We start from the raw sequence: 26,761 nt of genomic DNA on the forward strand, positions 1-26,761 counted from the left end.
ATGACCAGATCGCTATCAACCACACAGCCTGTGAGACCTGGTGTCGTTCAACAGGGTATTTCCCTACTTGCTTACAATACGTTTCGCTTTCACTATCAGGCAGAGTACTTTGCTCTTGCAGAAACACTTGAATCCTTAAAAGAGTTGCTTGCTTGGGCAAACCACCAGCAGCTTGAAGTAACCATTATTGGTGGCGGCAGTAACTTGCTTATCTCCGCCGACATTAGAGGTTTGGTTATTATTAATCAGCTCTCTGGTATTAAGTCTCGGGAGCTGGGTAATAATCGTGTCAGTTTGACTGTGGCTGCAGGGGAGAATTGGCATCATGTTGTAGAACATGCGGTTAATCAAGGTTGGTTTGGGATTGAAAATCTAGCTTTGATTCCGGGCACCACAGGCGCTGCGCCGGTGCAAAATATTGGTGCCTACGGTGTTGAGGTGAAAGACGCTATTGCCCGAGTTCAGGTAATAGATAGAATTTCTGGCGATGTGTACTGGGTGCTTGCTGTTGACTGTGGTTTTGCTTATCGAGACAGTCATTTCAAAGGTAAGTGGAAGGACAAGTATTGCATTACCTCTGTTGAGTTTTCCTTGAAAAAGCGTTCTGATTTTGTTCTCAGCTATGGCGGTTTGGCAAATCAAATTACTGGTGATCTAAGTCTTCTTAATGTGTTTCGCGCTGTTTGCAAAATACGAAGTGAAAAACTACCTGATCCGAACGAGTTGGCGAACTCTGGAAGTTTTTTTAAGAATCCTATTGTCGACCCCGCTAAGCACGATGAACTAAAAGCAGCTTTTCCCAATCTGGTGTCTTTCCCTTTTGGCGATGATTATAAGCTAGCCGCAGGCTGGCTGATTGATCAAGCAGGTTGGAAAGGGAAAAAATACCAAGGTGTCGGTGTTTACGAGAAACAAGCTTTAGTATTGGTTAACTATTCTGAAGAGTCTGCTCAAGCCTTATTGGCGTTGGAAGCCAAGATTAAAGCCTCTGTATTTGAACGTTATGGGGTGGAATTAGAGCGAGAGCCGGTGCAATTGCCTTTGTTAACGACGAACCCTATAGACCACGGGGAGAGTATTTCTTGAAAGTCGGTATCGTGGATTCAGGGGCAGGCGGGCTGACCATTTTAAATGCCATTCAACAGAAACTGCCTTTTCTTGATCTGGTCTATTTGGCCGATGATGCCTTTGCGCCTTATGGCAGTAAAAGTATTGTCCAGCTACAGGATAGACTTATTAAAATTGGCTCCTTCTTTGAAACGGAAGGGGTTGCCGCCATCGTTGTTGCCTGTAATACCGCGACGGTCGCAGCCATTGATGCCTTAAGGTCGAATACCAAACTGCCTGTTATCGGAGTGGAGCCGGCGGTTAAACCAGCCTTTCGAATGAGTAAAAAACGCAATGTGGCCGTATTGGCAACGCCTTTGACTGCAGCCAGTACGCGTTTGAATCAACTAATTGAACTCTGGCAAGCAGATAGCCAAGTTTCCATTATGGCCAGTCCAACGCTTGCCTTTGATATAGATGCTTGGCCGGAGAGCAAAGAGAAGGTTATTGAGACCATTAAAGTGTTGAGCCAGACCATGCTGGCTGATGAAGTGGATACCCTAGTATTGGCTTGCACCCATTACCCACTTGTCAAAAGTCTATTCGAGCAAGAGCTAGGGCAAGGCTGTGAGATTATCGAGCCCAGTGAAGGGGTGACTGCGCAGTTGCTTCGTAAACTACAGGAAGGTTATCCAGAACAAATAGAAACTCAACTCGAGTCGAGGACAAAAGGTAAAGTGGAGCTCTGTAGTTCGTTAGGCTTAGCAGGTACACCACGACTTGTTGCTTGGGTGCAGTGTGCCGAAACGGTAGTGGACCAGCGCCACGCCTTGATTCCCTAACGGCTTATGCTTTAATTTAGCTTTGCTTATTCTCACCTTGGTCTTCAAAGAAAGCCATAATACGATCCTTTTCCCACATGGCATCTTGCCGTCCTAAATCGATCAAAGCCCGACAGTACTCAGGAGTAAAAAGTAAGTAGCTGGCTGCTGAACTGATTCTTTCTGGGGAAGAGCCTCCTACTGCTTTTAACAATACGCGGATATTTTTAGGCAAAGTGTAGATATAGTGGTTTGCAATTTCGTTGATTTCTTCTGATGGCGAAATAATGAGTGTGTTGGTTGGTAAATCGTATTTGGTGCGTTTTTCTTCCGGTAAATCATGCACTAGGCTATTTAGTAATTCTAGATGGCTAATATCGTCTTCCAGATTATCGATAAAGGCACTATTGAGCAGTTGGCCTAAAATCTGCCCGATGCTTGGTGCATTATATTCCACTTGTTCCTCGGCCTTTGCCCAGTTTTTGGCACTTCTATTACCACTGACACCGATAATAAAGAGTTTTTTTGCGCCTAGCTGAAGAGCTGGCTGGATGGCCGATTTTTGTCGTATGGCACCGTCACCATAATAATGTTCTTGTACTTTATGGGCCGGGAAAATCGTCGGTATGGCACTAGAAGCTAATAAATGGTCGACATTCAACATGGTTTCTTTGCCACGGCGACGCTTCCCCTTCCAAGCTTCTTTATCTGCGCTTCCTTGAAAGAAAGTCGTTGATTCCCCTGTACTGTAACTCATGGCGGTAATAGCAAGGGCAGAAAGCTGCCCTTGGTCTATTGCTGTTGCAATCGCCGAAAAGTCTAAATGATTGGTGAGCAGCTCTTTTAATGGGTCGTTATTCATTAGGGCAATAGGGTTACTGCTATTCTGTCGGTGAAAAAGGGATAACAAGGTTTTTGTGACGGAGCGTGCCACGGGCCAACGACTTACCGTATAAATCTGATCCGGTGTCAGGTGACGCCAGACAAAAGCAAGCGTCGAAATGGCCTTGGTGAAATTGTCTGCATGAGTCGCTAGCATGGTGGCATTTAAGGCCCCAGCCGAGGTGCCGCATAAGATAGAAAAGGGCAAAGACGAACCTTTGGGGAGTATTTTTCCCATGGCTGATAAAACACCGACTTGGTAGGCTGCGCGAGCTCCGCCACCCGATAAGATTAATGCATTATTGTTTACCATAATTACTCGCTTAATCGAAGGAAACTTGACGCTATCATAGATTCTGAAAAAGGTCTTTTTTCAATAAATACAATCAGTCAACAAGTTGAGTATGGTCATCAAGGAATGATAAATCCAATTAATGATATAAGTATTTTGCATTATACTGCATTGCTGTTATTACATTTGATGGACTGGTTGGCAGATCTAGGCGACAATCTCCTCTATACTCTTGATAGTCATCAAAAAAATAAGAAAGGATAGTGTCATGAATTCTTCTGTTGTTATTAGTGGTGTTGGCCTATGGACACCCGCGCAATCCATTACCAATGAAGAGTTGGTTGCTAGTTACAATGCTTGGGCGGATAAATTTAATAGTGAACATGCTGATGCTATTGAACGTGGCGAAATAGAAGCCAAACCATTCTCTACTGCGGCCTTCATTGAAAAAGCCTCGGGCATAAAAAGTCGTTACATTTACTCAAAAGACGGGGCCTTAGATATTGATCGCATGCGCCCTGAACTTGAAGTAAGAAGTGACGATAAAGTCTCTCATCAGGCTGAAATCGCCATAGCGGCAGCGCAGAAAGCCTTACAATCGGCAAATAAAACCGCCGCTGATATTGATATGGTAATTGTCTCCTGTGCCTATACCCAGCGTTCATACCCCGCCATTGCCATTGAAGTGCAAGCAGCGCTAGGCATTGATGGCTTTGGTTTTGATATGCTAGTGGCTTGCTCAGCAGCCACCTTTGGTTTGCAGCGAGCCTATGATGCGATTAAATCTGGCTCCTCAAAAGGGGTATTGGTGATTAACCCTGAGTTAACCTCACCTCAAGTGAATTACAAAGACAGAGACTCACACTTTATTTTTGGCGATGTGGCGACCGCAACCGTGGTAGAAAACAGCGATACTTGTCAGTCTGCCCATTCTTTTGATGTGCTTAGCACCAAGTGTGTGACGTCTTATTCTAATAACATTCGTTCTAATTATGGCTACCTCACTCGGGTGACAGACGAAGACCCTTATTCAGCAGATAAGCTATTCCATCAAAATGGCCGTAAAGTCTTTAAAGAAGTGTGCCCAATGGCGGCGGAGCATATTGAACGTCATTTACTAAGCGAAGGCATTCAAGTCGCTAGCCTGAAGCGTTGGTGGTTGCATCAGGCCAATATCAATATGAATTTATTGATTAGCAGACGTTTATTAGGTCGGGACGCAACCCTTGAAGAGGCGCCGGTGGTGTTGGACGAATATGCCAATACCGCATCTGCAGGTTCGATTATTGCCTTTGCTAAATACCATGAAGATCTAAACGCCGGAGATATTGGCGTGATCTGCTCCTTTGGTGCGGGTTATTCTATCGGTAGTTTGATTCTTAAAAAACGCTAACAGACTATCTTGCTCGTTAAGTCATTGAAACGAACATAAATATAAGGGAGACTGTTTCTATTCCTTTAATAGCAATGACTTAACGGAGCTTTTTTTAATATGGCAATTCACCCTCAAGCTGGACAGCTTGCTCCTCACGATTTACTCGTCGACCTCCCTGAACTGATGACGGCTTATTTCCTGAAGAAGCCTAATATTGATATTCACCCAGAGCAAAAAGTAAGTTTCGGCACCTCAGGTCACCGTGGTAGTGCCTTGCAAACCAGCTTTAACGAAGACCATATCCTTGCTATTGCGCAAGCCATTGCGGAGTATCGTCAGGAACAGAAAATAGACGGTCCTTTGTATTTAGGCAAAGATACCCACGCCTTATCGGAAGCAGCCTTTCAAACTGTACTGAGCGTGCTCACAGCGAATGGCGTGCGTGTTCGTACCCAGATAAATGGCGGCTATACACCAACACCGGTTATTTCTCACGCTATCTTGACCCATAACAAAGTCGGACAAGACACCAGTGATGGCATAGTGATTACGCCTTCCCATAACCCGCCTGAAGACGGCGGCATAAAATATAACTCCATCAAGGGTGGCCCTGCTGATACTGACATTACCAATTGGGTAGCGAAAAGAGCGAATCAATTGTTGTCGGACAATCTAACTGAGGTAAAACGTTTTTCCACCGATGAAATGGAAGCAAGTGGTTTAATTGAATCCTTTGATTACATTAACCATTACGTTAACGACTTAGAAAACGTCGTTGATATGGCCGCCATTGCCAAGGCTAAGATCCGTATTGGTGTTGATCCTATGGGCGGTTCTGGTATTCACTACTGGCAGCCGATTGCAGAAAAATACGGCCTAGACATTAGCGTGGTAAATACAGAGGTTGATCCAACCTTCCGTTTTGTTCCGCAAGACAAAGATGGTCGTATTCGCATGGACTGTTCTTCACCGTATTCCATGCAAGGCTTATTAAAACTAAAGGACGACTTTGATATCGCGGTGGGTAACGACCCTGATTACGACCGCCACGGCATTGTCTGTGCCCAATCTGGTTTAATGAACCCTAATGCCTATCTGGCTGTTGCTATCGAGTATCTATCACAACATAGAACACAATGGTCGCAGGACATACAGCTAGGTAAAACTCTAGTCTCCAGCGGCATGATAGACAGGGTGGTTAACGGGCTTGGCCGCAAGCTCTGTGAAGTGCCTGTTGGCTTCAAATGGTACGTGGAAGGTATGTATCAAGGCACCATGGCTTTTGGTGGCGAAGAGAGCGCCGGAGCGTCTTTTCTTCGTAAAGATGCGACGGTTTGGACGACCGATAAAGATGGCTTCATCATGGCGCTATTAGCGGCAGAGATTCTCGCCGTGACCGGCAAAGATCCTCAAAGCCTTTATGAAGAACAGGTTGCCAAATACGGCAAACCTTTCTACAAGCGCATTGATGTAGCGGCAACACCTGCGCAAAAAGCCATACTGGGCGCCTTGGATGCGAAGGATGTCACACAAACAGAACTGGCAAGCGAAACTATAGTGAGTGCGCTCACCCATGCGCCGGGTAACGGTGCTGCTATTGGCGGTTTGAAAGTTTCCACAGAAAACGGCTGGTTTGCCGCCAGACCCTCTGGTACGGAAAACGTCTATAAAATTTACTTAGAAAGCTTTATTTCAGAAGCCCATTTAGATGCTTTAGAAGTGGAAGCAAAAGCCTTGGTTGATAGCGTTTTGAGAGGCTAATCAGTGCCTTGGGAAACAAAAAATGCCGCTCCTGATAGCGGCATTTTTGTGTATTCCAGTAATTCAGAACGAATAGTTACTCCATAATTCACGAACGGCTTTACCCGGATCGTCAAGCTGTTGGGGCTTGCTATCAAACTGCATAGTGGGGCGTGTGTCCACGTTATAGGGAGTCCAACTGACACTGCCTGACTTGGCAAAACGGATCCACTCGTTGTGCATTGCTTGCGCTAATGTCTCAGGCGAATTGCTACCGATAAGGCCTTTTGCTTGATTGCTGGCAATGGTATTAAAGGCGAAGGGCACATCGACCAGATGTGCGGCACCTAATCGACCTCCAAGCCCAAGGGAAAACCAAGAAAAGTGATAATGCCAAACCTGATTACCGTTACTTAACAGGTGTTCCGCAATATGTTGTGCTGGCATTCTGAAGGTGTAATCGGACTGAAGGTCAACAAAAGCTTCACCAATGGTTTTTTCGGCATCGGGTTTGGTGTAGATCGGCAAGGCATCATTCCCTAGGGATAAGTCGTCTAAGAATAGTGCGACTTGCTCCTTAGGAATATGATCAATGGCACCACTTGGTACCAAAAATAATCTCGCTTCTTGGTCGGTACTACCAACAAGAATGGGAATTGATGAATCCGTATTGTGTTTTACACCCTCCATTGGAGAGTCGGTGATCAGATCATTGTCTACCACAGGTAAAAAGGCCGTTCCGCCCCAAGATATCATGCCCCAGTCTTCACGTTTCGCTATGGTATCGCATTGCTCAACCACCGCGGCCACCAGTGTAGGGAAAGGTACGTTCGATAGGCCTTCTATGGTTGCTGGAACCGATAACCTGTCTGCGAAACTTTGGGTAACACGACTGGCTTCCTGTTGTGTGAAGTACTGCATCGGTGGGCTCTGCATAATGGCTTTTTGAAAAAGACCGCGTGCCTTCTTGCAAGCCAACAAAATCGCCACACTTTCCGCACCAGCGGATTGACCAAAGAGGGTGACTTGTTTGGCATCGCCACCAAACGCCGCAATGTTATCTTGTACCCATTGCAACGCCATAACTTGATCTAAAATACCGCGATTATCGGGCGCGCCGTCAAGATGCATAAAGCCATCCACCCCCACGCGGTAATTAACCGTAACGATAATGACACCATGTTGGGCAAAGCTTGTGCCGTTAGAGATCTGCTCTCCAGCATCTTCACGAATAAAGGCACCGCCGGGAATCCACACCATAACCGGTAACTTTTTATATGATTCCGCCGCATTTTCTGGAGTCCAAATATTCAGCGTTAAATCGCTAGGGGATCCGAATAATTCGGTTTTTCCCATCCTACTTGGCTGTGGTGCAGCCAAGCCTAGTGTTGTGGCATCTAATTGACCCTGCCACTTTCCATAGGCCTGTGGGGCTTGAAAACGACGTTCTTTAGTAAAGGGATTTGTGGCAAAAGGGATGTTATAAAATACGTTAATCCCATTTTCTAACGCGCCCAGAATAGCGCCCTGTTGAGTCGTTAACTTTACTGTATTCCTATCAGATGTGTGCATAAAACGAGTCCTAAGTAGTCAAGTAACAGGTTATTGTTTTTCTTGTGTTTAGACTTCAATCATAGGGTGTTTTCCTTTCTCCGTGAATATAGTTGCATAGCGAATGTCATCCAGGTCTTTATCCTACGCTGAAAAGGATATTTTTTTCGAGAAACAAAGTTTTTATCTGGGCTTAGTGAAGCATTCGATGGATTAGGTGAACAATGAATTGCGGCGGGCAAAGGCCTTGAAATGGCTATTATGTTATTGGTTTTTTATAGCAGTAAGAAGCTGTTATTTTACTTCGATGCTTGCAAAGGCCGTGATGAGGTCACATTTTCTAACGTCCATCTGGGCACCAGAAATAGGCTGAATTTATTCTGTCTGAAAAGACTTGTAGAAACGCGTTTCCTGCAATAGGAGCGTTTATGAGCGAGGGTTGATGCCGAGCAAATGAGCCTAAACTTGTGTTATTTTTCTGAGCTACACTGTACTTCTAAAACCATCACCGACTTGGGGTGGTGATCCGCGTTAGAGCGCCAGTGAAAGTTTGTTAAAGGGGGAATTATGCCAATCGCTAACTGCGTCATTACACAAGAATGCCCACAGGGTACAGGCAACATTATTGAACTCTGGGCACAAGAGTCGGGAATATCAGCTGAGCACATGACGATTAATATAATGACCAGCAGTGAGCAGCTAGGCAATACATACAAAATAATGGCTAATTTAGCGCTTCCGTCTATGTGGTCTGCTCCTAGTGTTTCATTGCTTCAACTTGGTTTGGCCAAAGCGCTGGCTAAATATTTTGCCGTTGCCATCAACGAGGTTCATGTGATCACCAGTGTGGTGGCATCAGGAATGGTTGTAGACTCTGGGCAAGAAATAAAATGGTAAAGCTGGTTAACAAAACGCATAGCAAGCAGATTATCTCACCTTGATAGATCACTGGCTCATCAGGTCTAGCTTTGACCAAAGCAGGCAATTTCTTTACTTATTAGGCTTTTCTTAAGCTAAGTGTCAGTAGTCTCTTGTTAGTAAAAACCTTGTGTAAATATGGTTTTTTACTATGCCGGTGTTTTTATTTTCATATTATGCTGTTTTTTTTAAACCAATTTAGAGGTAAAAAAACCAATGATTCCTAATGATGAATGCATCATGGTCGTTGGTTTCTTGGGGTAAGGCTATGTTGTTTGAATGGTTGTTTAATTTTAATGCTGTTTTGGTTACTTCGGCGCAATCTTCAGTAGGCACGCAAGGAAAGACTATTTTTTTATACGATTACTTTAGCAGTCAAAACCATGTCCGGCTGGGAAGCGTATTGGCGAGTTCTGTATTTATGAATGTTTTAAGCTGGGGTGGTGATGCAGAAAAATGCATTGCAATCTCTTATCGAAAATGGCGAACCAAGCTGATCCATTATTTCTTTATGAATAATGATTGGGACAAAGGAGAAACCAAATGACGATAACTTTAGGTAAGACAATCAAATTAGGCGAAAGGGCAACCTCAGAAATTATCAGTGGCAATCGGGTATCGCATTTATATTCGGTGATGATAACGGGCTTTAGTGGCGATGAAGAAGTTGGCCTTAAGCTGGTATCTGGTCATAATTACTCGAAGTCTGGTTATGATTTTGAAGTGAAGCAAACCTGCACAAATTCTTCTATTTCTAAGCAAACAGATTTCTTGGTTAAAGAGTCGGATGGCTCGACAACCTTGCCGCTAACGTCTGATAAGTGGTCTTTGTCTCTGGTGGCATTTGATAAAGGTGGTAACAGTAAGGCAATTGACGTTGCTTTGGTGCGCCAAGGCGTAAGTGTGATTGATGTTGTGGTCGATAAAGTGAAGCTGACGGATTCGTCTGTTTTTAAAGTGTTTGCTGATATGGGGATAGCGATTGCAGATGGTCAGCAGCTGCAATACGAAAATCATGACGATTCGGGCAATGCGATAATCTATAGCGATGCAGGAATACTGGAGACATGCATAAAAGGGCGTTCGAAGCATCGTGTGACGCTTTGGGATAATGGCAATTTATACGAAACCTACGTGAAGATAAATAACGACGGTTTACCCGCTAAGCCTGTGGTTTCCATTATGAAAAAAGCACGGCTAGGTTATAAAACGGCATTAGCCTCTTCGGATGGCTACGTCTTGTTAGAAGGTGTGGCTTGTCGTGGTATGGCGCAAGGTTCAAATTATATAAAGGGCAATCTGTTTGATCTCCATATGAAAGCAAATGCCACGGCTATTTCAGGTATTCAAAAGAGGACTGGCGAGACATTTGATGGCTTTTATATCAATGCCAAATCGGTATTTGGTTCAGAAAGTGGGCGGCCTGCATCTAGGTTAAAAAATTGTTATGAACAAGCGTTAACTCTTAAGAGAGCCAACAATGTAAAAATTGATAGTGACGTTCAAGAAGGTATGCCTATTAAAATCTATACAGGAGAAGGTTATACAGGCACACCTCAGGCCATGATTAATAATGTGAGCGTTCCTGTTACAGGTTCTTTTCCTAATTTGGTGGTGCCAACCGAGTTGGCATCCTTAGCGGATACATTTCACGGTTTTGAGTTAGATACCGTTTTAAATTTAACGATTTTTCACGACGCGGGTCATTTTGATAATGAGATTATTATTCGTTCGCTTGATGGTTATGAACGAGTTCAGATGACGCATCTATTAGAGTCTCAGGAAGGAGATCAATCTGGGGGTATTAATACGCAAGTTGATGGCGTTGTGATAAACCACAATGCCATCATGTATTACCCATCTGGTCAGGGCCTAGTGATTTATGAAAACGGCGATTATGAATACAGTGGTGGCACGCTGGATGTGCTTATTGGTAAGCGGCTTGAAAGCGGCATTCAGTGGTATCCGTATAAGTTTCAAGAGTCTTCTGTGTCAGAATCCGCTATACCAGTCCCAGCCATTCAGTTAGCCAATGACATTACCAGCTTAGCGGCCTGCGATGTTCCCCATGAACCCAATTATGCCACAGAGGTGAATGGTGATATGGCTAGTCATCTTGTTGTCTCGAGTGAAGGAAATTATACGCTTTATTATCATGTGAGTGACGAGGTTTCTAATAGTGCAGAGCTGGTGACACAAAGGTCTAATCTCGTTCAAGGAAAATTAGCTACTTCAACTGGAGCTTATTCTAGCTGGTATTGGGCGCTTATTAACCGTTTTTGGCATTTTATTATGATTTCAACAACGTGGAATACACAGGCGCATTTAGATTATCTAAGAGGGTACCCGAGATACAGCGTCCCTCATTATTAATAGACCTTTACTTATTGAAGTTAGTCATATTAAGCGATTGTTCTGTCCTGTGGAGATTAAGGAAGGCGACTAATAAACACGAAAGTAAAATGACATTCCCTAGGTAGGCGATGGTTTCGAGCAGAAATGTCATTTTCTTCAGTTATCATTGATAGCGTCTTTTGTTTTTAAACCTCGGACAAGCGTGACAGCCATTTGCTCATTTGAAAGCCAAGTTGGTTACTGAGTTTCTGTGCTGCGGCTTTCAGTTCTTTGGCATTGTTATGGTTTTTTCTTTTGCCTGCAATGATCACCCAGTTGCCTGTGCCAGTATCCAAGGCGCGAACATCGTTAAAGTGCTTTAGCAGTAGGGCAGTTAGGTCATGGTTGTTTCTTTGATCGACCCAGCAGTTAAGGGCCATCCAGCCATCGTCTTTGATGCTTTTTGCACAGTGTTCTATGAAGCTGGTGTCTAGGACCGAGCGATCCATGCCTTCATTGTTGTAAAGGTCGGTCATGAGTAGGTCGACCTTCTTTGGTAATCCTGCCGCCATATAGTCTATGGCATTGGCGACATCCAGTGTGATGCGTTTGCCCCTTGGTAGTTTGAAGTACATTTCAGCCGCGTCCATCACTTCTTGGCGTAATTCCACGGCTGTGATGTGGATAGACGGAACGGTATGATGTAGAGCATTTAACAGCGCGCCGCCACCTAACCCAAGGATGCAAACGCGTTTAGGTTCGCAGAATAGCAAAGGCAACATCATGGCTTGGGTGTATTCGTGCTGTAATTCATGTGGTGTAGAAAGGCGAATTCGAGTTTGCTCATCGCCCTCTGCGAAGGAGAGTATGCGGTATTGGCCGTCATCGAATACACGGATAGGGCCTAGGTCATCGGCGCTATCATGCAGTAGGTTTTGGTGGCTCATTATGATTATGTTCCTTGCTGGGAAAATAAGGTCCATCAATCGGACCTTAATAAGGTGAAGCTTAGGTGTTTGTCTAACGGTGCTTCTTTTACGTGCTTTAAGAATACTCGCGTAAGCTGAGGCGATGCCTCATCGAAACGTTTGGTTGGCCCACTGTGGTTAGCTTATCTTCTAGGTTCGACCCATTAAACGGTATCTTTTATTTTCACCAATGATGGGGCGTCGATTTTAGCAAAGAAAGTGCCATGATAGGGACATTAATTCTGTGAAAATATTTGAACTTAATGCAAAGGTCTTGGTCTGAGTTTTTGTAAGCATACACAGAAGATAGATTCCCCTTCTTATTTTCTAAATTGTTATTATGCTATTATGGCCTCGTGTAAAAACGAGGCTTTTTTTTTGTGTCCCTGATCCATCCTGTCGTTATCCCTTCCTCTTTTATTAGTAAGACAAACCGTCATTATACACTGGCTATTTACCGTGGCGACCTTGAGCATGCGGATGCGCCGGGTAATAAATGGCATAAGTTACAACACCATCTTACACAGGCCAAAAAACGAAAGGCTAAGGTCATCGCTACCTTCGGCGGACCTTTTTCTAATCACCTTCATGCGTTTGCGAAGACGCTAGAATCGACGCCGTTTCAAGCAATTGCCGTGGTACGTGGTGAACTTCAGCCGACATTAACACCAACCCTAATCGATGCTGTCGCTTCGGGCGTAGAGTTATGGCCAAGTTCACGCTCGGATTACCGATCAGGCTGTTCGTCCGCAGTGGTAGATGACATCAATCGGTGTTATGGCGATGTTTATTGGATTCCTGAAGGTGGTGGAGGGCTGCTCGGTGCGTTTGGTTGTCGAGATTGGGCCGGAAATATTAGCTATTTAGACAGTGAATATGATGCATGGGCGGTTTCTGCAGGAACCGGAACCACGGCCGCCGGTCTGTTATCCCATGAGCAAACACCTCATTTACATGTCTTTAGCGCACTTAAAGGTGCAGAACAACAAAAGCTCGAGATTGTCGAACTGGCCCATTCGCTGGTGGCTGATGGCTCATCCATAGAGCAAGTGTCTGCTAAATTGAGCTTTTATGCTGATTGCCATGAAGGCGGTTACGCCAAACAGAGCAAGGCTTTGATGGATTTTATGGCGGACTTTGCAATAGCGAATCCTGAACAAGCCCTAGACCCTGTTTATACCAGTAAAAGCTTATTTGCCATATGCAAAGCCATGCAAGCTGGCCGTTGGCCACATGAACGTACCTTATTCATTCATACGGGGGGATTGCAAGGCTGGAGAGGCTATCCTCCATCGAATAACCCTTTTTCATCATATTGTAAGCTTTCTCTGGATGGCGAGGCTTAGCGTCTTCATGTTAAAGTTGCGCCACATTATGTAAAACTCGCTATCCTAGTAAAAGGCGGTATTCATCGCTACGCGGGTTGTTTTACCTACATCGACAGACAGAAAGAGAATGACACATGAGTCTTTTTAGACGTGTTGGAATTATTGCTCGCTTAGATAAACCTCAGGTTATTGAAACCGTTAAAAAATTGATGGAATACCTGCAAGAAGCGGGTGTTGCTCCGGTGCTTGAACATCAATTGGCCGCCATGATGCCTGGCATCAAAGTGGACTCAGCCCCTTTAAAAGAATTAGGTGATCACTGTGATCTTGTGACGGTAGTCGGCGGGGATGGTAGCTTTCTTGGCGCTGCCCGAGCGATTTGTGATTACGACATTCCTGTCTTGGGTATTAACCGAGGCACATTGGGGTTTCTAACCGATATTTCTCCCCATCGATTAAAAGAAGAATTAGATCCTATTTTTCGTGGTGAATACCATGAAGAAAAACGCTTCATGATTGAAGCAAAAATCAAACGCCAAAACCGCCCCAGTGGAGAAGGCATTGCGCTGAATGATTTGGTGCTTCACCCCGGTAAATCCGCACGAATGATCCGTTTTGATCTGTTTATTGATGACCAATTTGTAATGAATCAAAAATCAGACGGTTTAATCGTGGCTACGCCAACAGGTTCTACTGCTTACGCTTTATCGGCTGGTGGTCCTATCATGTTGCCTAAGCTTGATGCCTTGGTGCTGGTGCCTATGCACCCTCATACTTTAAGTAATCGTCCTATTGTGATTGATGCCAATGCACGCATTCGCATTGTGGTGAGCGAGTCTAATCTTACTTACCCAAGTGTGAGTTGTGACGGCCAGCTAAATATCACTGCGGCACCGGGCGACGAAATTCATATCACCAAACGCAAAGGTGACCTGCGTTTAATCCACCCTAAAGATCATGATTTTTACGATGTCTGTCGTGACAAGCTAGGTTGGCAATCCAGTTATCGACCTTAAGAATATACCGTCATTTATGTACGCTTGGAAAAAGTAAAGCGAGAAGAGGTCTCACCATGTATTTAGTGTATCAATTTGATATCAATGAAGACCCTGAATTACTCAGTCAGACATTGTGGCGGTTAAAAATTCTTCACCGTGTTATTAATAGCAAGGGACGCAATGAACTCTGGGTAACGGATCAAGTTCATCAAGATGTTGTTAAGCAGCTAGTGCAAGTATGGAAAGATGATCCTGATTCGTTACTGAATTTATCGCCTAGCCTGACGTCTTCTTCTGGCAGGCAAAGCTCAAACCTAATGATGCAAATTAAGGCGGCTCCGGCCACTATTGTGGTGCTTGCTGCTGCGTTTTTTATTGCCTTAATTAGTCAATTGGGCTCGGATCTTTCCATCGTCGCGTATTTCACCATTAGTCCTATTCAAGTATTCGGTACGCAGATTCGTTTTTTTAGTTTGGCTAATGTGCTTTCTCAAGGGGAGTATTGGCGACTTGCTACGCCAGCGCTGCTTCATTTTAGTGTTATGCATATTGTTTTTAATGCCTTGTGGGTATGGGAAATTGGTAAAAAATTAGAACGCTTGCTAGGTTCTATTATCTGGTCTGTTGGTGTGCTAATAATTGCCATCGTGAGTAATGTTTTACAGTATCAAATGAGTGGCAATCCTTTGTTTGGTGGCTTATCTGGCGTGGTTTATGGTTTGATCGGTTTTGCTTGGTTAACGCCTATAATCGTTAAGGCTTGGCCGCTGATTATTAGCAAACAACTGATGATCTTTTTTGTTGTTTGGTTAGCCATTGGTTATACGCCTTTTCCTGAAATGGTAGGGCTGGGAAGCATTGCTAATACGGCCCACACGATAGGTTTAGTGGCTGGTTTAGTGTTGAGTGGTGTGTATTGGTTAGTCACTCGTCACCGTTATTCATAAAGGTTTTAGACTATTAGTTTGTTTGAAGAGTAAAAGCCTACTCTTTTGAATTGTAGAGAGATGCGTAAATGAATTTTAAAGAAATGATCGACAATATGTCACCGGAAGTGTATGTCCGTTTAAAGCAAGCTGTAGAGCTTGGTAAATGGCCTAATGGTGTGCGCTTGACCGACGAACAAAAAGAACTTTGTTTGCAGGCGGTAATTACCTACGACTATACCAATAAACCAGAAAAAGAGCGCGTTGGCTATATTGATACCGAGGTTCATCAAGGCTGCGATAGCAAAACATCGACCAATGAACATGAAACGATAAAATGGGTAGACAATGCTCCTAAGGGGCAAGGTTAATGTTGCAGGGCAATCTAAAAAAAATGTCGACTGAGGTAAGCGACGGGCAAGTCTCTTATCGTTTAGACTTAGGTAATGACAGTCTTGTAGTGAATGAATTACTTGGGCAAAAGGTGTCTTTGGATTTTGCCGGTGTGATCCATTGTATTAATTGCAAAAAAGTCACCAAAAAGTCCTTTAGTCAGGGCTTTTGTTTTAATTGCTTTCGAAAATTAGCGGCTTGCGATACCTGTATAATGAGCCCTGAAAAATGCCATTTCCATCTTGGAACCTGCCGTGAGCCTGAATGGGCAGAACGGTTTTGCATGCAGAGCCATTATGTTTATCTCGCTAACTCATCGGCGTTAAAAGTAGGCATTACCCGTGGTGATCAACTACCAACTCGTTGGATTGATCAAGGGGCAACGCAGGCTAGGGCCTTGTTTCGTGTTAACAATCGCAGAATGTCTGGTTTAGTCGAAACCCTGTTTAAAAGTCAGGTGGCAGATAAAACCAATTGGCGCAATATGCTCAAGGGCTCTAGCATCAGCATGGACCTCGAGCATGAACAAGAGCGTCTGATTGACAGCCTTTATGAAGGGTTAGATTCACTTCAGCATGAGTTCGGTTTGCAATCTATCATCGACTTGTCAGATGAAAATGAAACTCATGAATTTATTTATCCTGTGTTGGAATACCCAACCAAAGTAACCAGTTTAAATGCTGAAAAAACGCCGCTTATAGAAGGCACTTTGATGGGGATAAAAGGGCAGTATTGGATGCTCGATACAGGCGTGATTAATATTCGTAAATACACTGGTTACCAAGCGACATTGACATTTTAGGAGAGAATACATGAAAGAGAGTCAACCCTCGGCGATTTATCTGAAAGACTATACTGCTCCTCCTTTTTTAATTGATAAAACAGAACTTAGCTTTGATCTTGATGAATCAACTACCGTTGTAACGTCTCGCCTGCATATGCGACGTAACCCCGTTTTTGGTGCCTCTACTGTTCCTCTGGTTTTAGACGGTGGCCCAGACGTTAAATTGATCGGTGTGGCGATGGATGATTATGAGTTGCCGCAGGAAGAGTATCGAGTGGTAGATGACCAGCTAATTATTACTGCGACTGCTGATAGCTTTGTTTTAACCTGCGAAACCCTCATTGAACCGCAAAACAATACGCGCCTTGAAGGTCTGTACCGTTCCTCTTCTATGTTTTGTACCCAGTGTGAAGCGGAAGGTTTTCGTCATATCACCTATTACCTAGACCGCCCTGATGTCATGTCGGTTTTCACTACCACCATTATTGCGGACGAAACACGTTATCCAGTCATGCTGTCAAACGGTAATGAAGTTGAGCGCGGTAAAACGGATGAAGGTAAAACAGTCGTTGTTTGGCATGACCCTTTCCCAAAACCCGCTTATTTGTTTGCCCTTGTTGCTGGTGATTTGGCGGTGAAAAATGATGTGTTTATCACGCAAAGTCAGCGTGAAGTGACATTGCAGATTTTTACTGAGAGCCACAATATCGACAAGGTGGACTACGCCATGGAAGCGTTAAAGCGTTCTATGCGTTGGGATGAAGAAACCTATGGTCGCGAATACGATCTTGATATCTTCATGATAGTGGCGGTAGACGATTTCAATATGGGGGCGATGGAAAATAAAGGTTTGAATATCTTTAACTCCTCTTGTCTGTTGGCGAGCCCAGAAACCACAACAGATGATGCGTACTTACGTGTTGAAGCCATTGTCGCCCATGAATACTTCCATAACTGGTCTGGTAACCGTGTCACCTGCCGAGATTGGTTTCAACTGAGCCTAAAAGAAGGTTTTACTGTATTTCGTGATCAAACCTTTTCGGCTGACATGCATTCGGCAACGGTGAAACGAGTGGAAGATGTGTCTTTTCTAAGAACTGCTCAGTTTGCGGAAGACGCTGGCCCAATGGCCCACCCTGTGCGTCCAGCATCTTTCATTGAAATTTCAAATTTTTATACCTTAACTGTTTATGAAAAGGGCGCTGAGATAGTGCGCATGATTCATACTTTGTTAGGCGAAGAAAAATTCCGTGCCGGTTCTGATTTATATTTTGATCGTCACGATGGTCAAGCCGTTACCTGTGATGATTTTGTGGCCGCCATGCAAGATGCTTCGGGGGTTGATCTTTCACAATTCAAGCGTTGGTATTCTCAAGCTGGTACGCCAAAGTTATCTGTAACAGATGCTTTTGATCAAGCGTTAGGCAAGTATTGTGTCACGATAAAACAAGATACCCCAGCAACACCAGGACAACCGACTAAGTTGCCTTTGCACATTCCTGTTCGAATTGGTCTATTGGATGCTAACGGTCAGTCTTTATCATCGAGCCTTGACGGAGCGACTTCAGAAGAGCATGTGTTGCACTTAACAGATGCTGAGCAAAGCTTTGAATTTACCGGTTTGGCAACTCGCCCTGTGCCTTCTCTATTACGGGGCTTCTCGGCACCCGTTAAGTTGGATTACAACTACTCGTCTCAAGATTTACTGTTATTGATGTCCTCAGATAGTGATGGCTTTAATCGCTGGAGTGCCGCGCAACAGTTGGCAGTGAATGAGCTTTCTCAGTTAATTACTCAGGCGATTAAGGGAGAGACTTTAGCGATTGAGTCTCAACTGGTTCATGGCTTTAAAGCATTATTGGCTGATGCCAGTTTAGACCCCGCTATGGTTGCGCTTGTTTTGACCTTGCCGAATCAAGCTTATTTGTCTGAAATATCGACACCTATTTATCCGGCAGAAATTAAGCAGGCTCGTGTCTATTTAAAAACCTTATTAGCCGAAGCGTTATCTGCTGATTTTGAGCGTATTTATCAGCAGCATAGGGTAACAGAGGAGTATCAAGCGGTAGCAGAAGATATTGCCCATCGCTCGTTGAAAAATGTTGCCTTGTCTTATTGGGCAGAAGCAAGCTCTGAGCGTGCTCAACAAGCTGTGTTTGAGCAATTTTCTACTGCCGACAATATGACGGATCAGTTTGCTGCCTTGTCTATTGCTGTTCATTCCCAGCATAATCAAGCAGCAGACATGCTTGCTGCCTTCTATGAACAATGGAAAACAGAGCCCTTGGTGGTCAATAAATGGCTGATGCTAAGTGCAAGTCAAGATAATGCCAATGCTTTATCCATTGTAAAAGGCTTGATGGCGCATCCAGCTTTTGATCTTAAAAACCCAAATAAGGTCCGATCTGTTTTAGGTGGCTTTGGTCAAAATGTGGCAGGATTCCATAAGGAAGATGGCAGCGGTTATCAATTTTTGGCTGATCAAATTATAGTGCTGAATAAACGTAATCCGCAGATTGCCTCAAGGCTTTGCACGCCATTGACGCGTTGGAAAAAACTTAAACCAGAATTAAGTGCGAAAATGAAGTCAGAGCTAGAGCGTATTTTGGCAGAAGATCTGTCAAAAGATGTTTATGAAGTGATTACTAAGAGCCTAGCATAGCTTATCTGAGCTATCTTTTGGCGCTTTTAAAATCCCCAAGAGACTTTGTATCTTGGGGATTTTTTTGTCACTTATTTAGGGACTAAATAAATAATCTAGCTGACGTCTTCTTTGCAATCTATACTTAATTCTGGCATAAGTGGTGGTAGTAGGTGAGTTAACTAATTGTCGACCTTGAGTTTAATTAAGGAGCGAAAAATGAAAGCACGTACGGCTATCTTGATCCCCATTGCCTTAGGTCTAATGGTGTCCGCTTGTAGCACTACATCAGAGCAAAGAACGCAGGCTCAAGAAGCTACGCCAGCACCCCCTGCGAGCAATGACACACCAGCTCAAAATGAGCCAGTTAATTTCAATGCAAGCCGCTTCGATGCAAGTAATGATGAAACCAGTAGCGCCTTGAGGAATGATATAAAAACCAAACAAGCGCAAATTGATTCTCTTGAGCAGCAATTGATTGATAATAAGGTTAAGTTAGCCTCCCTAAATCAAGAATTGGATGCGAAAGACCAACTTATTGCCTCTCTGCAAACTACCTCTTCGAATAGTGCTGAAAACCTCGCGGAATTAGAGAAACAAAAAACCTTGAGAAAGGATCTTGAGTCCCGTTATGCTGCCTTGAAACTTGATAATGACCTACTTAAACGTCGTATTTCACAATTAGAAAATGAAAACACCTCACTAAAGCAACAAATAACCAGTTTAGAGAAAATGCCAACCTCGGAAGATGATGGCTTTAAGCAAAGTTACTTATCTTTATTGGATGAAAATACCTCGTTACAACAAAAATACGCCAATTTAGAAACGGATAATGAGAAGAATCAAAAGCGGCTTACGTCATTAAAAAAAGAGAACTTAATCCTAGGTGGTGCCTTATCTGATGCGCGGGCTCAACATCAAGTATTATGGGATAGAATTCGTGCTTTAAATGAAACAGCAGATAAGAACGCATCGGCTTCTGAACAAGGAGTAGATGTCCCTCAGGCGAATGCCGCAGATCCGGTAATCATTGCACCTGCTCCCTCTGTACCTAGTGAAGAGTCCATGTACGCACAAGAAAATACTCGTTTGCGGGTTAGCTTAGCGGATTTAGAAGCGCAGATAGCCGGGCAGCGCGCGATGATCAAAGAATACCAAAATGAAGCACTTAGATTAGAAGCGGCCCTTGATGAAGGGGCGGCTTATGAGGCTCGTTGGAAAGACCTAGACAGTAAGCTGGTGCTAGCCGAAAAAAATAACACCGCTTTGACCGCTCAGCTGAATGCCGCAGAATCCGAGTTAGCTCGCAGTCAGGCTGAGTTTCAGGCTTTATCGACGCGCCTTAATGGTGTGCTTGATGAATTAAAAGTGAAGGAAAATGACAGTATCTCCATGGCCGCAGAGATGGAGGCGTTACAATCGCAAATTAGTTCGCAATTGCGTAATGTTCAGTGGCAACTCCCTAATGAAATGGCATTGAACAATACCTTTGAAATTCTAGTGACGGCCAATGTACGACCCGCATTAACGGGTCAGACCTATATTGCTGAATTAGTCACAGATAGCGCTATTCAAATGATTAGTGATAGAGAAGTCAGTGCACGAGTCCAAAATGGTCGTTTGCAATGGCGTTGGCGAGTATCTGGGCTTAATGAAAGACCGGAGGCCCAGTTGAACTTGTCTGTTACTCAGCAAATGAATTTTCAAGAGCAAAAAATCATGAGGCAGGTTTATCGAAGCAATGAGACCTTGTCTCTGGTAAATAACAACTTGTTTGACAAATATGGTTACTGGACTGGCGCTATTTTATTGGGTTTGCTTGGCGGTTTCCTTGTCGGCCGTCTAAACAAGCAAAAAAATATCGAAATCGTCTAATGTCGCAATTAGCAGGGGTAACCTTTTAGGTTATCTCTGCGACTCCTTTCCCTCGGATCATTCAATTCCCCATTACTAATTTTCAACGAGAAAAGTTGAGCTTTTCGGTATAGTACGCCTGCATATTCTTTTTTGAGGTGGTGATAGTGGTCAAGTCCGATTCGTATTCTATTATTGAGAAGCGATTAGCTGAAAATATTTTGATTCTTGATGGTGCTATGGGCACCATGATTCAAGACTATCAATTAGAAGAGCAGGATTACCGTGGTGACCGTTTTGCGGATTGGCAAAGTGATTTAAAAGGCAATAATGACCTACTGTCTCTGACTCAGCCTGACATTATCAAGGCCATTTATTCTGGCTACCTTGCTGCTGGCGCAGACATCATTGAAACCAACACCTTTAACGCCAACTATATTTCCATGTTGGATTACCACATGGAAGCGCTTAGCTATGAGTTGAATTTTGAATCGGCTCGCTTAGCACGTCTTGCCGCAGATGAATTTACTCAGCAGAACCCAAATAAACCGCGCTTTGTTGCCGGTGCAGTTGGGCCCACAAGTCGCACCTGTACCATTTCACCTGATGTTAATGATCCTGGCTTTCGTAACATTCATTTTGATGAATTAGTTGAGGCTTATACGGTTTCTGTGGATGGCCTGATAAAGGGCGGTGTAGATATCATCCTTATTGAGACGATTTTCGATACCTTGAATGCCAAAGCGGCGATTTATGCCGTCCTAGATTATTTTGAAAAAACCGGTGTACGTTATCCTATTATGATTTCTGGCACTATTACTGATGCCTCTGGTCGTACTTTATCAGGGCAAACTACCGAAGCGTTCTGGAACTCTATTGCCCATGCTAAGCCTATTTCTGTTGGCTTAAATTGCGCGTTGGGGCCTAAAGACTTACGTCAATACATAGAAGAGCTTTCTCGCATTGCAGATACTCACGTTTCTGCACACCCTAATGCGGGCCTACCTAATGCTTTTGGTGAATATGATGAATCGCCAGAAGAAATGTTGGAAGAAATCCAAGGCTGGGTAGACGCCGGTTTCCTTAATATCATCGGTGGTTGCTGTGGTACTTCTCCAAGTCATATAGAAATCTTTGCTAACGCCTTCGCCGACTCCACGCCTCGTATTATTCCAACGGTAGAAAAGGCTTGTCGTTTATCAGGACTAGAGCCATTCAATATTGATGGTGACAGCTTATTTGTGAACGTGGGTGAGCGAACCAATGTGACGGGTTCGGCCATGTTTAAACGCCTGATTAAAGAAGGTGACTTTGATACTGCCCTTGCTGTGGCTCGTCAACAGGTGGAAAACGGCGCTCAGATTATCGATATCAACATGGATGAAGGCATGTTGGATTCAAAAGCCGCCATGGAACGTTTTCTTAAGTTGATCGCTTCTGAACCCGATATTTCCCGTGTGCCCATCATGTTGGATTCCTCTAAGTGGGACATTCTTGAGGCTGGCTTGAAATGGATTCAGGGTAAAGGCGTGGTTAACTCCATCAGCATGAAAGAAGGGGAAGACAACTTCAGAGAGCAGGCCAGAAAACTAATGAAATACGGTGCTGCCGTTATTGTCATGGCGTTTGATGAAGTGGGGCAGGCGGATACTCGGGAACGTAAAATTGATATTTGCCGACGTTCTTACAAAATTTTGGTGGATGAGGTGGGATACCCACCAGAAGACATTATTTTTGATCCGAATATTTTTGCTATCGCCACCGGTATCGAAGAACACAACCGTTATGCTTTAGACTTTATCGAAGCCACCGGAGACATCACTCGCGAATTGCCCTATGCCAAGGTATCTGGTGGTGTTTCGAACGTGTCTTTCTCCTTCCGTGGTAATAATCCGGTGCGAGAAGCAATTCACGCTGTGTTCTTATATCACGCCATCAAGCAAGGCATGACCATGGGCATAGTCAATGCTGGCCAACTTGCTTTGTACGAGGACATTCCAGTTAAGCTGCGTGATGCCGTTGAAGATGCCGTATTAAATCGCACTCCCGATGCAACCGATAACTTACTTGCCATAGCAGGCGAGTTTGCAGGCAATGGTGAAGTGGCAGAAAAAGAAACCCAAGAATGGCGTGGTTTACCTGTTGCTGATCGCTTAAGTCATGCTCTGGTGAAAGGGATTACGGAGTTTATTGATGAAGATACAGAAGAAGCCCGTCAAGCTTATGCTCGACCATTAGAAGTGATTGAAGGGCCCCTGATGGATGGCATGAGCATTGTCGGAGACTTGTTTGGCTCTGGGAAAATGTTCCTGCCTCAGGTGGTGAAATCCGCCCGTGTGATGAAAAAAGCCGTAGCGTATTTGATGCCTTATATTGAGGAAGAGAAAGCCCGCAATATGGATACCGCATCCTCTAGTAACGGCAAGATTGTGATGGCAACCGTAAAAGGTGATGTGCACGATATTGGTAAAAATATTGTTGGCGTGGTTTTGCAATGTAATAACTTTGAAATTATTGATCTTGGTGTCATGGTGCCCGCTGAAAAAATTCTTCGCACCGCGAAAGAAGAGGGGGCCGACATGATCGGCCTTTCTGGTTTGATTACGCCATCCCTAGACGAAATGGTGCATGTTGCTAAGGAAATGGAGCGTCAAGGCTTTGACCTACCTGTCATGATAGGTGGAGCAACGACTTCGAAAGCTCACACGGCCGTTAAGGTAGAGCAAAACTACAAACGTAACCAAGTGGTTCATGTTACCAATGCTTCTCGTAGTGTGGGTGTTGCGAGTGCCTTATTGAGTAAAGATGTGGAGCGTCGTCAAAAATTCGTTGATGAGATTAAGCTAGATTATGAGAAAACGCGTATTCGGCATAAAGACCGAGTAAAAGCGGGTCGACGTGTTTCCTTGGATAAAGCTCGCCTAAATAAAGCGCCGATTGATTTCTCTCAAGGTATCATGACGCCAAATAATCTAGGCATCACAGTGTTAACCGAGAAAGACATCGATCTTGCAGATTTGAAAGCTTATATCGATTGGACGCCTTTCTTCCAAACGTGGGAATTAGCCGGTGCTTACCCAAGAATTCTCACCGACGAGGTAGTGGGTGAGGAGGCAACGCGAGTGTATAAAGATGCCCTTGAGATGTTGGATGAGGTTATTGAGAATGCTAGCTTGCAGGCAAGAGGCATAGTGGGGCTTTTTCCTGCCAATCAAGTTAATCATGATGATATTGAAATTTATGCGGATGAAAGTCGTTCGGAAGTCATCGAAACCTTGTCCTTTTTGCGCATACAGAATGAACTAACGGCAGCAGGAAAATATAACCATAGTCTGTCCGATTTTATTGCGCCAAAAGACACGGGTATTGCAGATTACATGGGCGCTTTTGCTTGCGCGGCAGGTTTTGGTATTGATCCATTGGTGGCGAAATACGAAGCGGATCATGATGACTATAATTCTATTATGATCAAGGCGATTGCTGACCGTTTGGCCGAAGCCACTGCGGAATACCTGCATGAAAAAGTTCGTAAAGAGATTTGGGGGTATGCCGCCGATGAGAGCTTAAGCAATGCTGAATTGATCAAGGAGAAATATCAAGGTATTCGGCCAGCACCTGGTTACCCAGCTTGTCCTGATCATACTGAAAAGACCAAGCTATGGTCTTTGCTTGATGTGAAAAATAAAATTGATATGGATATTACCGAAAGCTTTGCCATGTTACCGACAGCGGCGGTAAGTGGTTGGTATTTTGCTAATCCAAATAGTACGTATTTTGGTGTGGGTAAAATTGGCCCAGATCAAGTGGACAGTTATGCTGAGCGTAAAGGTATGAGCAAAGACGATGCTGAGCGTTGGTTAGCGCCTAATTTAGGCTATGATCCCGAAGATGATCGAATCTAAATAGATTTTTCTGGTTACTTTTTGACGCATTGTAGTATTGCTTTTCAAGGGCTATTTCTACAGTGCGTTTTCATTTTATCTTTAAATTTGAAGCAGGTTCTCAATGGCTAAAACCATAAAAGACCCAGAGCAGCACAAAAAGCGCATGCAGGCGATTAAAAGCCATGTTGATAAGCGCATTGCGAAAGCTCAAGAGGATAAAGGGACATTTGTTCTACTGACTGGCAATGGCAAAGGCAAATCGAGCTCGGCATTAGGTATGGTGGCCCGTGCTTTGGGTCATGGTATGAAAGTCGGTGTGGTGCAGTTTCTGAAAGGTGAGTGGAATACAGGAGAAATTGATTTTTTCAAACAACAGCAGGGTATTCGCTGGGAAATTATGCCAGCAGGTTTTACTTGGGAAACCCAAAATAGAGAGTCTGATATCGCCTCCTCGCAACAGGCTTGGACACAAGCGATTGAGATGCTTACTGATCCAAGTTTTGACCTTGTGGTTTTGGATGAACTGACTTATCTGCTGCATTACGAGTATCTAAATGAAGATGCTGTGATAGAGGTTCTAATGCAGCGGCCAGAAAATCAACATTTGGTTGTGACAGGGCGAGGTGCTTCAGAAGCTTTAGTTGCGTTAGCGGATACCGTAAGTGAAATTAAAGAAGTAAAACACGCTTTTAAAATAGGCATTAAGGCACAGAAAGGTCTAGAATTTTAGATTTTATTGGTTGTATTCTCTATCCGTTAGAATACATAAAGATATAAACACTGTTCCTTAGTTGTTATTATGTGTTTTTATTTAGTTTCAAAAAAGAAGGGGTAGTTATGTCTATTGAGCGTTTGGAAACAAAACAACGAATGAGCCGTATTGTGAAACACAATGGCACTATTTATTTATGTGGTCAGGTTGCTGCGGATGCGCTAACTGGAATTCAAGAGCAAACTCAGACCATGCTAGATAAAGTGGAAAGCTTGTTGGAGCAGGCTGGTTCTGACAAAGAGCATATTCTTTCTGCGACCATTTACATTCGTGATATGAAAGACTTTGCTGCTATGAACGAAGTTTGGGATGCTTGGGTTCCTGAAGGTTTTGCACCCGCTCGTGCTTGTGTGGAGGCTCGTATGGCAAGGGCTGAACTCTTGGTTGAGATTTCTGTTATCGCCGCAGAAAAATAGTTGCTGCTGAAAAATAGCTTTTGCCAAAAATACCGCTAGTGGGTAAAACAGGCAGTGATATGTATAGCGACTGCCTGTTATTCGTTTTTTACCTTGGCTTCCACAATGACATCACCTAGTGCCGTAATGGTTCTCGCCATATCCCTTGATAAATTCAGCAAGAAAATACCAAAATCAAATGGAAAAGCATCGTGAAAGTCACTGAATAGGTTGCTCGATACTTCCAATAATAATGAATCTTCTAAAGCAACGGCCGTACCCACTCTATCGTGTAATGCTATCATGGCGACAAAACCAACCGCCTCTCCGAAATTGACCACACGAGTATGGCTTGTCTTTTTATTGTGTTGTTTGAAAAAGTCCAGACTGCCGTGCAATACGATATAGAAATTGTCTCCTTTATCACCGTAATGAAATACATCATCTCCTGTTATGACTTTATGGATAGTGCCTTCTGCTAATAAATAGTGAATGGCCTTATCCGATAGCGCGCCGAACACAGAGCCTTTTCTAAGTTCTTGTGGGGAAATGTCATACTCAGCTTCACTTACTAGTACGGTATTCATGGGGTTACTCCCACCAGTTACTGGTCTTGCTTATTTGTTTATAGCTGATTGCTTAGTTTACAGTGTAGGACTTTCCCTACAAAGGTGTGGTTGCATTTTGTTAAGCGATTGCGAGGTTTTGTCAGCATATATGTCCATATATAAGGTTGTGCAAGGTTTTTTCTACACAATATGCCTTTCACTATTAAAGACCTTGAAGGATTTGTGCGATAATGGCGAAAATTTATGTCGGCTTGTTAAACAAGCTACCCCTTTACCCTATATAAGCGGA

General features: G+C 43.9%; 21 protein-coding genes. 17 read left to right on the forward strand and 4 right to left on the reverse strand.

Annotated features, from left to right (window positions below; genetic code table 11):
• Entirely contained in the window at positions 1–1,086 is a 1,086-nt protein-coding gene (murB, locus tag I8J31_RS10725; protein WP_199468558.1) for a UDP-N-acetylmuramate dehydrogenase, read from the forward strand.
• Positions 1,083–1,889, forward strand: a complete 807-nt coding sequence (gene murI, locus I8J31_RS10730; protein ID WP_199468559.1) for a glutamate racemase — start codon at positions 1,083–1,085, stop codon at positions 1,887–1,889. Before murB ends, murI begins: the two co-directional genes overlap by 4 nt.
• A 16-nt stretch (positions 1,890–1,905) precedes the next feature.
• On the opposite strand, the gene I8J31_RS10735 is transcribed toward murI, so the two are convergent.
• Positions 1,906–3,063 carry a patatin-like phospholipase family protein gene (locus tag I8J31_RS10735; RefSeq protein WP_199468560.1) on the reverse strand — a complete coding sequence of 386 codons (1,158 nt, stop codon included), beginning with the start codon at positions 3,061–3,063 and terminating at the stop codon, positions 1,906–1,908.
• Between the two features lie 247 nt (positions 3,064–3,310).
• On the opposite strand from I8J31_RS10735, the gene I8J31_RS10740 reads away from it, so the two are divergent.
• Both I8J31_RS10740 and pgm read left to right on the forward strand, forming a co-directional pair.
• The gene (locus I8J31_RS10740) at positions 3,311–4,435 is read left to right on the forward strand and encodes a beta-ketoacyl-ACP synthase III (protein WP_199468561.1); all 1,125 of its coding nucleotides are present in this window, start codon (positions 3,311–3,313) and stop codon (positions 4,433–4,435) included.
• 99 nt (positions 4,436–4,534) lie between these two features.
• A complete protein-coding gene (gene pgm, locus I8J31_RS10745) occupies positions 4,535–6,178 on the forward strand; it encodes a phosphoglucomutase (alpha-D-glucose-1,6-bisphosphate-dependent) (protein WP_199468562.1) in 1,644 nt (547 codons plus the stop codon).
• A 63-nt stretch (positions 6,179–6,241) separates the two neighbouring features.
• Here pgm and I8J31_RS10750 read toward each other — a convergent pair whose 3' ends face one another.
• Positions 6,242–7,729 carry a carboxylesterase/lipase family protein gene (locus I8J31_RS10750; RefSeq protein WP_199468563.1) on the reverse strand — a complete coding sequence of 496 codons (1,488 nt, stop codon included), beginning with the start codon at positions 7,727–7,729 and terminating at the stop codon, positions 6,242–6,244.
• Positions 7,730–8,275: 546 nt separating this feature from the next.
• Here I8J31_RS10750 and I8J31_RS10755 point away from each other — a divergent pair.
• The 3 genes from I8J31_RS10755 (at position 8,276) to I8J31_RS10765 (ending at position 10,999) form a co-directional block, all read left to right on the forward strand.
• Complete coding sequence (locus I8J31_RS10755) at positions 8,276–8,605, forward strand: hypothetical protein (RefSeq protein WP_199468564.1); 330 nt, start codon at positions 8,276–8,278, stop codon at positions 8,603–8,605.
• Between the two features lie 247 nt (positions 8,606–8,852).
• Positions 8,853–9,173, forward strand: coding sequence for a hypothetical protein (locus tag I8J31_RS10760; RefSeq protein WP_199468565.1), 321 nt, complete (start codon positions 8,853–8,855; stop codon positions 9,171–9,173).
• On the forward strand, positions 9,170–10,999 hold the full coding sequence (locus I8J31_RS10765; protein ID WP_199468566.1) for a hypothetical protein: 1,830 nt from the start codon (positions 9,170–9,172) through the stop codon (positions 10,997–10,999). The genes I8J31_RS10760 and I8J31_RS10765 overlap by 4 nt, the downstream gene beginning before the upstream one ends.
• Before the next feature lie 167 nt (positions 11,000–11,166).
• Here I8J31_RS10765 and I8J31_RS10770 read toward each other — a convergent pair whose 3' ends face one another.
• Complete coding sequence (locus I8J31_RS10770) at positions 11,167–11,907, reverse strand: spermidine synthase (RefSeq protein WP_199468567.1); 741 nt, start codon at positions 11,905–11,907, stop codon at positions 11,167–11,169.
• A gap of 401 nt (positions 11,908–12,308) precedes the next feature.
• Between I8J31_RS10770 and I8J31_RS10775 the strand changes: the two genes are divergently transcribed.
• From I8J31_RS10775 to I8J31_RS10820, 10 genes are all read left to right on the forward strand, one after another.
• A complete protein-coding gene (locus I8J31_RS10775) occupies positions 12,309–13,274 on the forward strand; it encodes a 1-aminocyclopropane-1-carboxylate deaminase/D-cysteine desulfhydrase (RefSeq protein ID WP_199468568.1) in 966 nt (321 codons plus the stop codon).
• A 116-nt stretch (positions 13,275–13,390) separates the two neighbouring features.
• Positions 13,391–14,272, forward strand: coding sequence for an NAD(+) kinase (locus I8J31_RS10780; protein WP_199468569.1), 882 nt, complete (start codon positions 13,391–13,393; stop codon positions 14,270–14,272).
• A 56-nt stretch (positions 14,273–14,328) separates the two neighbouring features.
• The gene (locus I8J31_RS10785; protein WP_199468570.1) at positions 14,329–15,201 is read left to right on the forward strand and encodes a rhomboid family intramembrane serine protease; all 873 of its coding nucleotides are present in this window, start codon (positions 14,329–14,331) and stop codon (positions 15,199–15,201) included.
• A gap of 68 nt (positions 15,202–15,269) precedes the next feature.
• Entirely contained in the window at positions 15,270–15,551 is a 282-nt protein-coding gene (locus I8J31_RS10790) for a YeaC family protein (RefSeq protein WP_199468571.1), read from the forward strand.
• Complete coding sequence (locus I8J31_RS10795) at positions 15,551–16,375, forward strand: DUF2797 domain-containing protein (protein ID WP_199468572.1); 825 nt, start codon at positions 15,551–15,553, stop codon at positions 16,373–16,375. Before I8J31_RS10790 ends, I8J31_RS10795 begins: the two co-directional genes overlap by 1 nt.
• Before the next feature lie 10 nt (positions 16,376–16,385).
• Positions 16,386–19,019: an aminopeptidase N gene (gene pepN / locus I8J31_RS10800; protein WP_199468573.1), complete on the forward strand. Its 2,634-nt coding sequence runs from the start codon at positions 16,386–16,388 to the stop codon at positions 19,017–19,019.
• A gap of 198 nt (positions 19,020–19,217) precedes the next feature.
• Positions 19,218–20,873, forward strand: coding sequence for a coiled-coil domain-containing protein (locus I8J31_RS10805; RefSeq protein WP_199468574.1), 1,656 nt, complete (start codon positions 19,218–19,220; stop codon positions 20,871–20,873).
• Positions 20,874–21,019: 146 nt separating this feature from the next.
• On the forward strand, positions 21,020–24,754 hold the full coding sequence (gene metH / locus I8J31_RS10810) for a methionine synthase (protein ID WP_199468575.1): 3,735 nt from the start codon (positions 21,020–21,022) through the stop codon (positions 24,752–24,754).
• A gap of 103 nt (positions 24,755–24,857) precedes the next feature.
• Positions 24,858–25,466: a cob(I)yrinic acid a,c-diamide adenosyltransferase gene (cobO, locus tag I8J31_RS10815; RefSeq protein ID WP_199468576.1), complete on the forward strand. Its 609-nt coding sequence runs from the start codon at positions 24,858–24,860 to the stop codon at positions 25,464–25,466.
• Between the two features lie 107 nt (positions 25,467–25,573).
• Positions 25,574–25,924 carry a RidA family protein gene (locus I8J31_RS10820; RefSeq protein ID WP_199468577.1) on the forward strand — a complete coding sequence of 117 codons (351 nt, stop codon included), beginning with the start codon at positions 25,574–25,576 and terminating at the stop codon, positions 25,922–25,924.
• Positions 25,925–26,001: 77 nt separating this feature from the next.
• Here the strand turns inward: I8J31_RS10820 and I8J31_RS10825 are convergent, their stop codons facing one another.
• Positions 26,002–26,490 (reverse strand): cyclic nucleotide-binding domain-containing protein, encoded by a 489-nt coding sequence (locus tag I8J31_RS10825; protein WP_199468578.1) that lies wholly within the window; start codon positions 26,488–26,490, stop codon positions 26,002–26,004.
• Positions 26,491–26,761: the final 271 nt, after the last annotated feature.

The organism is Marinomonas transparens (genome assembly GCF_016463975.1).
GTDB lineage: Bacteria > Pseudomonadota > Gammaproteobacteria > Pseudomonadales > Marinomonadaceae > Marinomonas > Marinomonas transparens.

Coding starts and splice junctions, on each gene's coding strand:
- murB (WP_199468558.1), top strand. CDS start 1: ATGACCAGATCGCTATCAACCACACAGCCTGTGAGACCTGGTGTCGTT.
- I8J31_RS10735 (WP_199468560.1), bottom strand. CDS start 3,063: ATGGTAAACAATAATGCATTAATCTTATCGGGTGGCGGAGCTCGCGCA.
- I8J31_RS10740 (WP_199468561.1), top strand. CDS start 3,311: ATGAATTCTTCTGTTGTTATTAGTGGTGTTGGCCTATGGACACCCGCG.
- pgm (WP_199468562.1), top strand. CDS start 4,535: ATGGCAATTCACCCTCAAGCTGGACAGCTTGCTCCTCACGATTTACTC.
- I8J31_RS10750 (WP_199468563.1), bottom strand. CDS start 7,729: ATGCACACATCTGATAGGAATACAGTAAAGTTAACGACTCAACAGGGC.
- I8J31_RS10755 (WP_199468564.1), top strand. CDS start 8,276: ATGCCAATCGCTAACTGCGTCATTACACAAGAATGCCCACAGGGTACA.
- I8J31_RS10760 (WP_199468565.1), top strand. CDS start 8,853: ATGATGAATGCATCATGGTCGTTGGTTTCTTGGGGTAAGGCTATGTTG.
- I8J31_RS10765 (WP_199468566.1), top strand. CDS start 9,170: ATGACGATAACTTTAGGTAAGACAATCAAATTAGGCGAAAGGGCAACC.
- I8J31_RS10770 (WP_199468567.1), bottom strand. CDS start 11,907: ATGAGCCACCAAAACCTACTGCATGATAGCGCCGATGACCTAGGCCCT.
- I8J31_RS10780 (WP_199468569.1), top strand. CDS start 13,391: ATGAGTCTTTTTAGACGTGTTGGAATTATTGCTCGCTTAGATAAACCT.
- I8J31_RS10785 (WP_199468570.1), top strand. CDS start 14,329: ATGTATTTAGTGTATCAATTTGATATCAATGAAGACCCTGAATTACTC.
- I8J31_RS10790 (WP_199468571.1), top strand. CDS start 15,270: ATGAATTTTAAAGAAATGATCGACAATATGTCACCGGAAGTGTATGTC.
- I8J31_RS10795 (WP_199468572.1), top strand. CDS start 15,551: ATGTTGCAGGGCAATCTAAAAAAAATGTCGACTGAGGTAAGCGACGGG.
- pepN (WP_199468573.1), top strand. CDS start 16,386: ATGAAAGAGAGTCAACCCTCGGCGATTTATCTGAAAGACTATACTGCT.
- I8J31_RS10805 (WP_199468574.1), top strand. CDS start 19,218: ATGAAAGCACGTACGGCTATCTTGATCCCCATTGCCTTAGGTCTAATG.
- cobO (WP_199468576.1), top strand. CDS start 24,858: ATGGCTAAAACCATAAAAGACCCAGAGCAGCACAAAAAGCGCATGCAG.
- I8J31_RS10820 (WP_199468577.1), top strand. CDS start 25,574: ATGTCTATTGAGCGTTTGGAAACAAAACAACGAATGAGCCGTATTGTG.
- I8J31_RS10825 (WP_199468578.1), bottom strand. CDS start 26,490: ATGAATACCGTACTAGTAAGTGAAGCTGAGTATGACATTTCCCCACAA.